Origin of the sequence: Rhodococcus sp. D-46, assembly GCF_011290655.1 — a bacterium.
Taxonomy (GTDB): domain Bacteria; phylum Actinomycetota; class Actinomycetes; order Mycobacteriales; family Mycobacteriaceae; genus Rhodococcus_F; species Rhodococcus_F qingshengii.
In genome coordinates this window covers 257,020-268,924 of sequence record NZ_JAANTF010000012.1, presented here as the reverse complement: position 1 = coordinate 268,924, position 11,905 = coordinate 257,020, and the positions used below count along the sequence as shown (strand labels likewise).

Genomic DNA, 11,905 nt, shown 5'->3' with positions numbered 1-11,905 from the left:
GCGGAGCTCAGTCGAGTTGCTCGCGAAGATTACTCAATGTCTTCGCGAGCAACCTCGACACGTGCATCTGGGACACACCGACTTTCTCGGCGATCTGTGTCTGCGTCAGGTTTCCGAAGAATCTGAGCATCAACACCGTCCGCTCTCGCTCGGGAAGCTTGTCGAGAAGCGGACGCAACGCCTCGTGATTCTCGACGTTCTCGAGTGCTGCGTCGTAGTCACCGAGTGTTTCCACGAGCGGGAGATCGTCGGTGTGATTGGACGCGGCACCGTCGACCGAGACCGTCTGATACGCGTTGCCGGCGATCAAGGCCTGGGCAACTTCTTCGCGTTCGATCCCCAACGTCTCGGCCAACTCGTCGACGGTCGGCGCGTGCCCGAGCTGTTGTGACAGCTCGCTGATGGCCTGCCCGAGTTGGAAGTGCAACTCCTTCATCCGGCGGGGAACCCGCAATGCCCAACCGGTGTCGCGGAAGTGTCGTCGAACCTCGCCCATCACGGTGGGAACTGCGAAGGAGACGAAATCGGATCCGCGCGTGGAATCGAAACGGTCGACGGCGTTGACCAGACCGAGACGCGCCACCTGAACCAGATCGTCGTGTGCCTCGCCACGACCGTCGAATCGTCTGGCGATGTGCTCGGCCAACGGTAGGCATCTGGTGATGAGTGCAGTGCGCACTCGTTCGTACTCCGGGCTGTGGGGCTCGAGGGTCCGCAGTTCCTCGAAAACTGGTATTACGTCCCGATATTCGTCGGTGGACCGCCGACGCGGGCGTGACGGGCCGTCTGCGGAAGCGGTCACAGGCGCCCGCTGAGGGCCTTGGTGAACTTCATGGTGGTGATGTAGCCGACGCCGCCGAGGTTCTCTTCCTGGTCGAGCGAAATCGAATCGGTGAGTTCGGTGAGGATGTGCCACCCGAACGAACGCTGACTGCTGTCCTCGTACTCCGTGGTCGTCGTGGACACGGACACGTGCAATTGCGGCGGCGTGAAGACGAACCGACACACCAGAACCGAATCAGGCGCAGCGCGAACGATCAGATGCGTACAGATTTCGTCCATGGCCAGTTTGATGTCGGCGATGGCGTCGAGGTCGAAGTTTTCCTGAATGGCAACGGTGGCGGCCAGTGCACGCAAAATCGACAGCTGATCGAGAGTCGCTTGAATCCTCAACTCCACAACTGGCTGAGTCTGATCCTGATCGGGCTCGAGTGCGCTGAGGTGTGCCATAAGTTCTCCGGATCGTCGTACCAGGGGTCGCGGTGAAGTCTGGTGCCGAGAACGATACCCATCCCGACCTTCACAGTGACCCCCGAACACGAAATTTGGTCGATGGTGGTGCCGGGGTAAACGACACGATTCTGCTCACGACCGTTGGCGATCGCAACATCGGATTACCTCGCGGAACCGCAGACCAAACCACATTTTTGTTCGGAACACCGAAACGAATGGTCGCAACGCACTTGTGACGTCCGTCATGCTGGCGTACTGTTTCAAACCGAGGTTGAGCACACAGCCGATGAGGGATTTATCCGTATTTCTGGAGACCCGTTCATCGTGCGTCTCCTTCGGAGGTCCCTTCTCTTTTGCAGAGTGTAAACCGTTGCGGGATGGGAGAACCATGACTGTTGTTCCAGGATCATCTATTTCAGGCTTTACGAACGCGGCGAAGGGATCGGTAGACTACGGACCTCCCGCGACCGGGACAGCGACCGCATCGTTTCACGCGCACCGCATCAGTGCACACACCGCTGTGATCAAAGTTCGTGGTGAGATCGATCTGATGAGCGCCAATGCTTTTCGTGACTTCTTGACGTACCACGTGGCCGCGGACCGGACGCTGGTCGTCGATCTATCCGAACTCGAATTCATGGGGACGTGCGGCTTGTCCGTGCTGTCGGTCCTGTCGACGCGATCACGCGACGTGGGCGGCACACTCGCGCTCGTCTGCGCCCGCCCGGTGCAAAGGTTGCTCAAAGCAGCTGGTCAGGAGTCGATGTTTGCCTGCTACGAGTCGCTCGATCATGCAATCGGACTCGAAGAGACCCGACGTTTCCCCGCTTGATCACGCAGTTTCAGTCCAAGCTTCGTGAAATCACCTTCGTGAATTCAGTTTCGTAGAGCCCGTCAGCGTCAGTGCACTTCACTTCGGTGAGTGCCCTTGTGTTGGCGGGCTCTCGGCGGTGCTGTGACGCAGCGGCCGTAGGTGCGGACCACTTCGGTGGCGACGTGATCCCACGAATACGATTCGCACGCTCGGGCCCGGCTCTGCCGTGCAAACGCCGCGCCTTCGTCCTCGTCGTCGAGAAGATGGCGGACTGCGCGCGCGGTTTCCACCGGGTTGTTGACCGGGACCCGACGCCCGGTGAGTCCGTCGATCACCGTATCCCGCAGTCCGCCAACAGGAGTCGCGACTACGGGAACTCCGCACGCCATTGCTTCCAGTGCCGCGATTCCGAACGGTTCGTATCGAGGGGTGCACACGAGGGCGTCGGCCGATCGCATCAGTTTCGGTAGTTGGCGGTGCGGAACCCGTCCCAACAATTGGACTCGATCTGCGACGCCGAGGCGCTCGGCGAGCTTGACCAAGCGGATCGCCACTTCGTCGGTGCTCAGTTGCGCGACGGGTGGCCCGCCGATCACCACCAACTCCGTATCCGGCAGCGAAGCCAGCGCGGCGACGGCAACATCGAAGCCCTTCTGCTCCACCAGTCTTCCGACGCAGATCAATCGATGCGGTGCGGTTTTCTTCGCGGCGGGTCCCTCCGGGGTGAATGCTTCGGTGTCCACGCCCGAGGGCACCATCGTGGTCCGTGATCGTGGTGATCCCTGCCGGACCAGATCGAAGATTTCGTCCGAACTGGTCGCGATGACATGGGTTGCGCCCCTGGCGATCAACGGTTCCAGGTGAGTCCGCTCCGAGGGGCTGTCGTCGGCTGCTCCGAGGTGGCGGTGCGCCGCAGATCCCAGGGAATGGAATGTCTGAAGTACGGGGATGCCGAGCGATCGGGTCGCGAGTTCCGTTGCCACACCGGACATCCAGAAGTGCGAGTGCACCACATCGGGTCGGTCGGTACTCCACTGAGCGCGCAGAATGCTGGCAAAGGTTCCCAGGTGAGGGAGGATATCGGCATCCGGGAGAGCCTGCGTCGGGCCGGCCTCGAGATAGTCGACGGAGTACCCGGCGCGGGCGCGAACGCGGTCCGGCCCACCGACGTGGGCACGCCTGGTGAAGACGGTGACGTCGTGTCCGGCACGAACCAAGGCGGCAGACAGTTCGTCGACGTGCAGGTTCTGTGCACCGGCTGCCGAGCAGCCCACCGGTGCGAGTGGATCGGCGTTCACCGACACCATGGAGATCTTCAGCATTCGTCCGGGAGCCATAGCGGGCGAGTACTTCATCGGGTCCCCTCTCCACTTGATCGGTTCGTCTGGGGATACCCGGAGTCCGTGATCTGAACCGGGTTTCGACGCGGTCAGCGCTGGGCACATTCCAAACACGATGGCGAGGAGTGAGGTTCGATGACAGAACAAATGCTGGTCGACGCAACCGTCGGACTCGGGTTCGAGCGGTACGTACAACGGGTGGCGGTCGGTGTGGGGGCCGGCATCGAGCAGTGGTGTTGCAGGCGCGAGCACCCTCTGGAGGCTTACATCGCATTGGACCGAACTGTGCCGCGTTTCCCCGGGCGCGAGGTGGCTTTGCTGTGGGAGGAGACGTGCGGTTGGGCCCTGGCCGTGGAGACCAGATCAGGGGAGGACCTCATCGTTCTCGGATATCTGGGCGAACACGCAGTGCCGACCCCGGACGCCGTCGCCGATTTTGCCGCGACACTGGGCACGCGCAGCCCACACTGGGTCATGAACAGACCATTGGCGGATTCGGACGAGACCGCGCGAGAACTGCGGAGCTACTCCGGAAGTGCTTACGCCTGAACAGTATCGAGGTCCGATCGGCTCAGTTGACTACATCCAGGATGGGATCGAGAACCGGAGTCGCTGCAGCCTCGACGGCCGGATCGTCCATGAGCTTGAAAACGATGTGACCACCGAGCGCGCCACCGACACCGACCGCGGTGAGCCCCAGCACCGACAGCACTCGCGCCAGCGCGAGTGAGTCCTTTCCGCGTAGCCTGTACGACGCCGCAAAAGACCAGATCCCCACTGCATTCGACGCCGCGTGCACCAGCCCCACTCGGCGTGCGACGTCGCCACGTTCGGACCAGTCCAGCCATCCCGTCAGCAAAGCCGGCGGAGTCGAAACCAATCCGAGCCCGATCAGCCGTCGTGCAGTCTGCGGATCGCCTAGAACATCGAAGATCAACGAAGCCGTCCACGCGCCCGCGGGAATGGTCACGAGGGCAGGATGGATGGGATGCCCGACGGCGGCGCCGCGCAGAAGTGCCGCGACAGTGCGCGATCGGTCGGATCGCTCCGTGATCTCGAGGATTCTGCGCCTGAGGCCAGTGGACGGACCGTCCAGTCCGCGAGCGGATTCGATTCCGCGATAAAGAGTTCCGATGTCCATGTAATTCGGCTACCCGGCGTAGACGTCGGGAAACCTCGAGGCGGCAGTGTCTTGTCGACCGTCATGCTCCGGCGTACGGTCGAAACGAAAGAGATCCGACCGGAGGAGCGAACGATGAAGCTCAATCTCTTTGCAGCGTGGGCGTCGTATTTCCTGGTGCTGGCCACAGTGGTCTGCCTCGGCAGTTTTCTGGTGGCGGCAGGTTCAGGCCAGGGTGGTTGGGCATTGATCGCCGGCCTCGCCGGCGTCGCGTGCATCGGCCTCGCGGTAGCCCTGTACGCCAGTACTGTGCGTCACGACCACAAAGTGCACCGCGAATCCCCACACCTGTTCTGATCAGGCCTGCTTCTGATCAAGACTGTGCGAGTCGTGCCTTCTCCGCCTCGATGTCGAAGTCGGCAGGGGGCCAGTCGAGATCGAGCTTTTCCAGAGCGTCGATCAGTAGCTCCGTGACCGCAATGCGGCTGTACCACTTCCGATCACACGGCACGACGTACCACGGCGCGTGCTCGGTCGACGTCTTGTCGAGCATTGCCTGATACGCCTGTTGATATGCAGGCCACAAACCGCGTTCGGTCACGTCGCCGGGGTTGTACTTCCAATACTTGTCCGGGCGGTCGAGACGTTCTTCGAGTCGCTTCTTCTGCTCGTCGAGCGAGACGAACATCGCGACTTTCACGATAGTGGTTCCGGCGTCGACGAGTTCCTTTTCGAACTGGTTGATCTCGTCGTAGCGCTTGCTCCAGACATCCTCCGGGACAAGATCGTGGACGCGCACTACCAGGACGTCCTCGTAGTGGGAGCGATCGAACACACCGAGATAGCCGCCGCGGGGGAGTTCCTTCTTGATCCGCCAAAGGTAGTGATGTTGCTTTTCCTCTTCGGTCGGGACGCCGAAGGCCGCGTGCTGAACTCCCGAAGGATCCACGTGACCGATCACGTGTCGGACCATGCCGCCCTTGCCTGCGGTGTCCATTCCTTGCAGAACCAGCAGGACTGAACGACTGTCCCCTGACCGGCCGTTGGCGTACAGCAACTCCTGCAGGTCGGACAGAACCGCGCCGCGCTCCTCGAGCAGACGTTCGCCGTCAGCTTTGTTTCCGGTGAATCCCGGAGTGCTGTTGCGATCGAGTTGATCGAGTTCGAACCCGGGCTCCGCCCGCAGGGTCTTGGCGGCCGGTGTTTCCCACAGCGAGTCTTGTGCCATGCCGAAAGAGTGCCACAGGATCGCGCCCGGCGGCTCGAAAGTTCGGTCTCGGGCGAGTCAGTCCTCGGCAGGCTTGACGAGGGGATGCGGAACCGACTTGAACTTGGCCGGTGATCCGTTGACCGCCGCTATGCCGGTGATGCCGCCCCACGTCATCATCGTGAGGTAGTCGATCAGCGATTCCGCGGACATCGACTTGTTGGAGATCCACCAGTGCGTCGCGAGCTGAATTCCGCCCACGATCCCGAACGCCCACGGCAGCGAACCGCCGGAATCCATCTCCATCTCGCGAAGACGATTGCCCAACACCGTGGAGAGCAATTCGGCGATCATGCGCTCGGAATCGGCAACGACGTCGCGGTTGGCGCCGGCGCCGTTGGCCATGACGTAGAGGTAGATGTCGGGGTCGGATGCCACCGTCTCGACGTATGCGGTGATGCTCGCCTGGGTGAGTTCGAAATCGTCGAGATCGCCACTGATCGCTTCGTAGATACGCGGCGACAGGATGGTCTCGACGTACCGCATCATCGTGGCGGTCGTGAGGTCGCTCTTGTCGGCGAAGTATCGGTAGAGCACGGTCTTGGAGACACCGATCTCGGACGCGATCTCGTCCATGCCGATCTCACGGCCGCGCGCGCGGATGGCGGCGATGGTGCCGTCGACGAGTTCCTCGCGGCGAGCGATCTTGTGCTCACGCCAACGACGCTTCCGACCGTCGGATTTCTCGGGCTTCGCATCAGCAACGACTGGGCCGTCTACCTGCTCGTTGTCCTGCACGGCATTCTTGGCCACGAGTCATCTCATATCTGTGGTGCGAGCCACGTCCGATCGGTCTACTTTCCGGTCCAGCTTAATGTCCGCGCCTTTATCTCGGGCACTCACATCCGCAGTTCGGGGGATTAGGTCCTGCAGAATCGGACTTCGTGTCGCTCGCGCTACGCCGCGTCACACCTTTCGGCACAATGGCGAGGGTGCAGCAACTGAGCCTCTCCGCCTTCGACGACGCCGCCAAGCGTCGGGACCTTCGCAAGATGAAGGTCTTCGCTACTGGCCTTCTGGGCTTCGCGACGGTGGTCTACATCTTCTGCCGGTGGCAGGAATCCCGCGGCGCCGGAGAGTGGGTCGGGTACGTCCGGGCCGCGTCCGAGGCAGGCATGGTCGGCGCGCTTGCCGACTGGTTTGCCGTCACCGCGCTCTTCCGTCATCCGATGGGCCTTCCCATCCCGCACACTGCCATCATCAAGCGTAAGAAAGACCAGCTCGGAGCCAGCCTGAGCTCATTCGTCGGTCAAAACTTCCTGGCTCCCGAAGTTGTGTCGGCCAAGGTGCAGCAGGCGCAGATTCCGCTCCGCCTCGGCACGTGGATGGCCGAACCTGCCAACGCCGCTCGCGTCGCCGCCGAGACGTCGACGGTCTTGCGCGGCATGGTCGAGGTTCTTCGCGACGAGGACATCGCCCAGATCATCGACAACACGATCGTGAAGCGTCTGGCCGAGCCCATGTGGGGACCGCCGATCGGCCGAGTGCTCGGTGAACTTCTCAAGGACAACAAGCAACTGCCGATCATCGAATTGCTTGCCGAGCGGGCACATCAGTGGGCTCTCGGCAGCCAGGAGACGATCGATCGTGTGATCGTTCGCGATTCGCCCGCGTGGTCGCCGAAGTTCGTCGACGCCATGCTGGGGGAGAAGATATACAAGGAACTCGTCGAGTTCACCTGGAAGGTCCGTTCCAACCCCGAACACGAGGTACGCCTCGCCGCCAACCGCTTCCTGATCGACTTCGCCGATGATCTGCAGAACGACCCGGAGACCATCAAGAAGGCCGAGGGGATCAAGGCCGAGATCATGGGTCGCGAGGAAGTGACGGGTCTGGCGTCGTCGACATGGCAGGTTGCCAAGCGGCTCATCATGGAGTCCGTCGACGATCCGAACAGCACCCTGCGGACCAAGGTCGCCGAGAACGTCGCCGGCTTCGGAGTCAGGCTGCGTGACGACGAGTCCATGCGTGAGAAGGTCGACGGCTGGCTGGTGCAGGGCACCAAGTACATCGCGGAGAACTACACCGACGAGATCACTGGAGTCATCAGTGACACCGTCGAGCGGTGGGACGCCGACGAAGCGAGCCAGAAGATCGAGTTGCAGGTCGGTCGAGATCTTCAGTTCATCCGTATCAACGGCACCGTTGTGGGCTCGATCGCCGGACTGCTGATCTACACGATTTCGACGCTCATCTTCGGCTGAGCTGTCCGGTATGTGACGTCCACCACGAGTGCTAGCAGTAGTGCTTGCAATAGTTAGCACCCTCTCCTATCCTGGGAAATGTCCACTGGAAAGGGAGGACGCAATGCCAGCGAAGTCGACGAACTCCGATGACGGAGATCGTGAATCATCCGGTGCCGCAGCCGGAGCAAGCGACTTGGCAGCTCGCGTCGTCAGCTCTGCGGCACACGACATCGGGGGGTTCATTCGTGCACAGCGGGAAGCCGCCCAAGTTTCGATGCGCCAACTCGCTCAACTCGCCGGCGTCAGCAATCCGTATCTGAGTCAGATCGAACGCGGATTGCGCAAACCGTCGGCGGACGTACTGGCGCAAATCGCCAAGGGCCTTCGAGTCTCATCAGAAGTGCTGTACGTCCAAGCGGGATATCTCGAGCAACGCCCGCACAGTCCCATCAGGGACGCGGTGTTGGCCGAGACGGCCATCAACGAACGGCAGAAGCAAGTACTGCTCGAAATCTACGACTCGTTCTGTCGCGAGAACGAGTCGTCAAGACCAGCCGCAGCGCCCGATTTCGCTGAATCGGCCGCAATTCCAGACACCGAGACTTCACTAGGAGAACAAGATGACTGACAAGAACGCCATCGACAGCGTCAAGACCTCGCTCTACGCCGCCGTCGGCGCAGGCGACCTGGTTGTCCAGGCCGTGGCCGATGTAGTTGCTCAGGTTCGTGAGCGCGCCGAGAACACCCAGGGCGATGTCAACGGCCGTGTCGACGGTGCTCGCGAGAAGCTCGCTTCCGTCCAGGGTGACGTTGCCGAGAGCGTCGATGCGCTGCGCGAGCGTCTCGCCGGCCTGCCGTCCGAGCTGCCCGAAGAGCTTGCCGAGCTGCGCGAGAAGTTCTCACCCGAGGAACTCCGCAAGGTCGCCGAGGCATACCTCAAGGTTGCCGGAGATCTGTACAACTCCCTCGCAGAACGTGGCGAAGACGCAGTCGAGCGCATCCGCAAGCAGCCCGCAGTCGAAGAAGGCATCGCTGCTGCAGAGTCGGCACTCGGCGACGCCGTCGAGCTGACCGAAGACGCACTCGGAACCGTTGCTCGTCAGACGCGCGCCGTGGGCGAGCAGGCTGCCAAGCTGGCCGGCCGCGCTGCCGGACGCATCTCCGACACCGCAGAAGAGGTCGGCGAGAAGATCTCTGACGCCGGTGAGAAGATCGCCGACGCAGGCGACGAGGCTGCACTGAAGGTCCTCGACCTCGGTGACCAGGCTGACGAGGCTTCCAAGGAAGCTGCCGCTCGCGTGACCGCTGCTGCTTCCGACGTCCAGGAGCGCGCGACCACCGCCGCGAAGAAGGCCGCTCCGGCCAAGGCTGCACCCGCCAAGGCTGCTCCGGCCAAGGCCACCGCACCGGCTCCGGCCAAGAAGGCTGCTCCGGCCAAGAAGGCCTGATTTGCCCAGCTCCGCCTGACGAAGGCTCCCTCACTCAGCCGAGTGTGGGAGCCTTCGTGTTCGTCGGGAACCGGATGAGAACTTAGGATGTAGTTGTGACTCAAGTCGATGGGCTAGTCGGTCTGATCTTTCTCGCACTCAAAGTGCTCGCGTTGGTGGGTGCTGTCTACGCGATCGTTCATGCCGTCAGGCAGCGTCCTGACGCTTTCACCGCGGTCAACAAATTGACCAAGCCGATCTGGCTGGGAATTCTGATCGTCGCGGCGTTGATCCTCTTGGCGACGTCCCCTGTCGGGCTCCTGGGCATCATCGCGGTCGTTGCAGTGTGCGTGTATCTCGTCGACGTTCGCCCGCGGGTGGACGACATTCAGCACGGCGGTTCTCGCTGGTAGTTTGCCGCACTCCCGCTCATTCCGAGCCGTGGTTCCCGGCTCATGGTGTGCTGCCCCACTCTTCTCGCCAACGCTGACAACGGGCGTTGTTCGAGTGATAGTGTCGGTTAACGGCAGTCACACATAGATTGCATCCGTCTGTCGTCAGCAGCAGTCAGGGGTAAATGCATGTCCAGTCGTTCGCGCACCACAGAGCTTCGAGTACTGGCAGGCGCCGTCGGAGTGGGAGCACTCGTCGCGGCCGTCGCTGGGATCCGTCATCGGCGATCCACGCGAGGGTTGACTCTGTCGAGCGACGTCGAGCCCAATGCACTCCTGAAGACTCCGACGCTCAAAGCTGACATCAGCGAACTGACCACCGACGACGGTGCGATCATCAATGTCCGGGCTTACGGTCCCGTCGACGGCGATCCGATCGTTCTCAGTCACGGCTGGACGTGCTCCACCGAATTCTGGTACCCGCAGGTCAATGCGCTTGCCGGCGAATATCGCGTCATCACCTACGATCAGCGCGGTCACGGCCGCAGCACCGTCGGCAATCTTCCGCTCGGCCCGGACGTCCTTGCCGACGATCTCTCTGCAGTGCTGGCGGCCACGGTTCGCGAGGACAAGAAGGCCGTCATCGTCGGTCACAGCATGGGCGGGATGAGTATCATCGCCTGGGCGGGTCGTCACCCCGACGAGGTCAAGAAGTACGCGTCGGCGGTCATGCTCGCGAGCACCGCGAGCGAAAGGTTGATCGCCGAGACCACGGTCATCCCACTGCCTAATCGTTTCCCTCGCGTGCCGGTCCCCGTGGGCCGCGCCATCCTCAGTTCGCCCGTTCCGTTCGTCTCCTCGGGCGCCATGACGAAGGCGATCCAGTACGTCTCGATGTCACCGAACGCGACCAAGGCCGAGATTCAGTTCTGCGAGAACATCGTTCGTGAGTGCAAGCCCCGCATCCGTGGAGGTTGGGGAGCAGCGCTGAGCACCCTCGACATTCACGAGGGACTCGACAATCTCGAAGTGCCGACCACCGTGCTCGTCGGTTCGCTCGATCGGCTCACTCCGCCGGTCCATGCGCGCAAGCTTGCGCAGGTCCTCGACGACGCCGGCAACCTCGAACGGTTGATCGTGTTGCCGGGCGTCGGTCACATGTCGTCGATCGAGAACATCGACGAGTTCGACAAGGAAATCGTGCGACTGCGCAATCTCTAGCGCAACGCAGCTCTAGCTGAAGACGACCGTCTTGCGCCCGTGGACCAGCACACGATCCTCGAGGTGCCAGCGCAGTCCGCGGGAGAGTACGAGCTTTTCGATGTCTCGACCCTGACGGACCATGTCGGCGACATCGTCGGCGTGGTCCACACGGATCACGTCCTGCTCGATGATCGGACCGGCATCGAGTTCGGCGGTCACGTAGTGGCAGGTGGCGCCGATCAACTTCACGCCGCGGGCGAACGCCTGGTGATAGGGGCGGGCACCGATGAACGACGGCAAGAAGCTGTGGTGGATGTTGATCGCGCGCCCGGCCCAGTGCTCGCACAGTGATTCGGGCAGCACCTGCATGAATCGGGCAAGCACCACGGCGTCGGGATTGTGAGCGTCGACCAGGGCGCGGACCTTCTCGAAGGACGGTCCCCGTTCTGCCGGGTCCTTGGCGAACGGAACATGGTGGAAGTCGATCCCGTGGCGCTCGGTGACACTGCGCAGATCTTCGTGGTTTCCGATGACGGCGCTGATTTCTGCGGGGAGTTCCCCGCCCGCGGCGCGGCCAAGGAGGTCATGCAAGCAGTGACCTTCCTTGCTCACGAGCAACACGATCTTCTTGGGTGCGCCGGAGTCGTGAAGAGTCCACTCGGTTTCCGGACCGATCTCGGCCGCAACAGCTTTGAACCGTTCACGAAGCTCGTCGATGCTCATGCTCACCGACGATGCACGGACCGCCTGACGCGTGAAGAACCATCCGGTGTCGGCATCGGCGTGGTATGCGGCCTCCACGATCCATCCACCGACGTCGGTGAGAAAGGTCGAGATGCGTGCGACGATGCCCGTGGTGTCGGGGCAGCCGAGGGACAGAACATAGCGACGATCATCGATCGATGGTGCAGCGGTCATGCGGC

At 62.2% G+C, this 11,905-nt stretch carries 15 protein-coding genes; 8 read left to right on the top strand and 7 right to left on the bottom strand.

Features of this window, described 5'->3' with window-relative positions; genetic code table 11:
- Positions 1 to 7 precede the first annotated feature (7 nt).
- Both G9U53_RS29240 and G9U53_RS29235 read right to left on the bottom strand, forming a co-directional pair.
- On the bottom strand, positions 8 to 802 hold the full coding sequence (locus G9U53_RS29240) for an RNA polymerase sigma factor SigF (RefSeq protein WP_003941515.1): 795 nt from the start codon (positions 800 to 802) through the stop codon (positions 8 to 10).
- Entirely contained in the window at positions 799 to 1,230 is a 432-nt protein-coding gene (locus G9U53_RS29235; RefSeq protein ID WP_003941553.1) for an ATP-binding protein, read from the bottom strand. The genes G9U53_RS29240 and G9U53_RS29235 overlap by 4 nt, the downstream gene beginning before the upstream one ends.
- A 247-nt stretch (positions 1,231 to 1,477) precedes the next feature.
- On the opposite strand from G9U53_RS29235, the gene G9U53_RS34100 reads away from it, so the two are divergent.
- Positions 1,478 to 2,065, top strand: coding sequence for an STAS domain-containing protein (locus G9U53_RS34100; RefSeq protein WP_308216553.1), 588 nt, complete (start codon positions 1,478 to 1,480; stop codon positions 2,063 to 2,065).
- A gap of 68 nt (positions 2,066 to 2,133) precedes the next feature.
- Here the strand turns inward: G9U53_RS34100 and G9U53_RS29220 are convergent, their stop codons facing one another.
- Positions 2,134 to 3,402 (bottom strand): glycosyltransferase, encoded by a 1,269-nt coding sequence (locus tag G9U53_RS29220; RefSeq protein WP_003941555.1) that lies wholly within the window; start codon positions 3,400 to 3,402, stop codon positions 2,134 to 2,136.
- A 120-nt stretch (positions 3,403 to 3,522) separates the two neighbouring features.
- On the opposite strand from G9U53_RS29220, the gene G9U53_RS29215 reads away from it, so the two are divergent.
- On the top strand, positions 3,523 to 3,936 hold the full coding sequence (locus tag G9U53_RS29215; protein WP_003941464.1) for a DUF6292 family protein: 414 nt from the start codon (positions 3,523 to 3,525) through the stop codon (positions 3,934 to 3,936).
- 22 nt (positions 3,937 to 3,958) lie between these two features.
- Here the strand turns inward: G9U53_RS29215 and G9U53_RS29210 are convergent, their stop codons facing one another.
- Complete coding sequence (locus tag G9U53_RS29210) at positions 3,959 to 4,528, bottom strand: DUF2231 domain-containing protein (protein ID WP_007735369.1); 570 nt, start codon at positions 4,526 to 4,528, stop codon at positions 3,959 to 3,961.
- A 114-nt stretch (positions 4,529 to 4,642) separates the two neighbouring features.
- On the opposite strand from G9U53_RS29210, the gene G9U53_RS29205 reads away from it, so the two are divergent.
- The gene (locus tag G9U53_RS29205) at positions 4,643 to 4,864 is read left to right on the top strand and encodes a hypothetical protein (protein ID WP_039973486.1); all 222 of its coding nucleotides are present in this window, start codon (positions 4,643 to 4,645) and stop codon (positions 4,862 to 4,864) included.
- Positions 4,865 to 4,880: 16 nt separating this feature from the next.
- On the opposite strand, the gene G9U53_RS29200 is transcribed toward G9U53_RS29205, so the two are convergent.
- Both G9U53_RS29200 and G9U53_RS29195 read right to left on the bottom strand, forming a co-directional pair.
- Positions 4,881 to 5,735: a polyphosphate kinase 2 family protein gene (locus G9U53_RS29200; protein WP_054827968.1), complete on the bottom strand. Its 855-nt coding sequence runs from the start codon at positions 5,733 to 5,735 to the stop codon at positions 4,881 to 4,883.
- A 57-nt stretch (positions 5,736 to 5,792) separates the two neighbouring features.
- Positions 5,793 to 6,512, bottom strand: a complete 720-nt coding sequence (locus tag G9U53_RS29195) for a TetR/AcrR family transcriptional regulator (protein WP_020906745.1) — start codon at positions 6,510 to 6,512, stop codon at positions 5,793 to 5,795.
- Positions 6,513 to 6,697: 185 nt separating this feature from the next.
- On the opposite strand from G9U53_RS29195, the gene G9U53_RS29190 reads away from it, so the two are divergent.
- The 5 genes from G9U53_RS29190 to G9U53_RS29170 all read left to right on the top strand — a co-directional run bounded on the left by G9U53_RS29190 (position 6,698) and on the right by G9U53_RS29170 (position 11,000).
- Positions 6,698 to 7,978 carry a DUF445 domain-containing protein gene (locus G9U53_RS29190; RefSeq protein WP_020968906.1) on the top strand — a complete coding sequence of 427 codons (1,281 nt, stop codon included), beginning with the start codon at positions 6,698 to 6,700 and terminating at the stop codon, positions 7,976 to 7,978.
- 103 nt (positions 7,979 to 8,081) lie between these two features.
- Positions 8,082 to 8,588: a helix-turn-helix transcriptional regulator gene (locus tag G9U53_RS29185; protein ID WP_003941483.1), complete on the top strand. Its 507-nt coding sequence runs from the start codon at positions 8,082 to 8,084 to the stop codon at positions 8,586 to 8,588.
- Positions 8,581 to 9,408 (top strand): heparin-binding hemagglutinin, encoded by an 828-nt coding sequence (locus G9U53_RS29180; RefSeq protein WP_003941552.1) that lies wholly within the window; start codon positions 8,581 to 8,583, stop codon positions 9,406 to 9,408. Before G9U53_RS29185 ends, G9U53_RS29180 begins: the two co-directional genes overlap by 8 nt.
- A 95-nt stretch (positions 9,409 to 9,503) precedes the next feature.
- Positions 9,504 to 9,800: a DUF2516 family protein gene (locus G9U53_RS29175; RefSeq protein WP_003941505.1), complete on the top strand. Its 297-nt coding sequence runs from the start codon at positions 9,504 to 9,506 to the stop codon at positions 9,798 to 9,800.
- Between the two features lie 168 nt (positions 9,801 to 9,968).
- Positions 9,969 to 11,000 carry an alpha/beta hydrolase gene (locus G9U53_RS29170; RefSeq protein ID WP_021333908.1) on the top strand — a complete coding sequence of 344 codons (1,032 nt, stop codon included), beginning with the start codon at positions 9,969 to 9,971 and terminating at the stop codon, positions 10,998 to 11,000.
- A 12-nt stretch (positions 11,001 to 11,012) separates the two neighbouring features.
- Here G9U53_RS29170 and purU read toward each other — a convergent pair whose 3' ends face one another.
- Positions 11,013 to 11,900 carry a formyltetrahydrofolate deformylase gene (gene purU, locus G9U53_RS29165; RefSeq protein WP_003941509.1) on the bottom strand — a complete coding sequence of 296 codons (888 nt, stop codon included), beginning with the start codon at positions 11,898 to 11,900 and terminating at the stop codon, positions 11,013 to 11,015.
- Between the last annotated feature and the right edge of the window lie 5 nt (positions 11,901 to 11,905).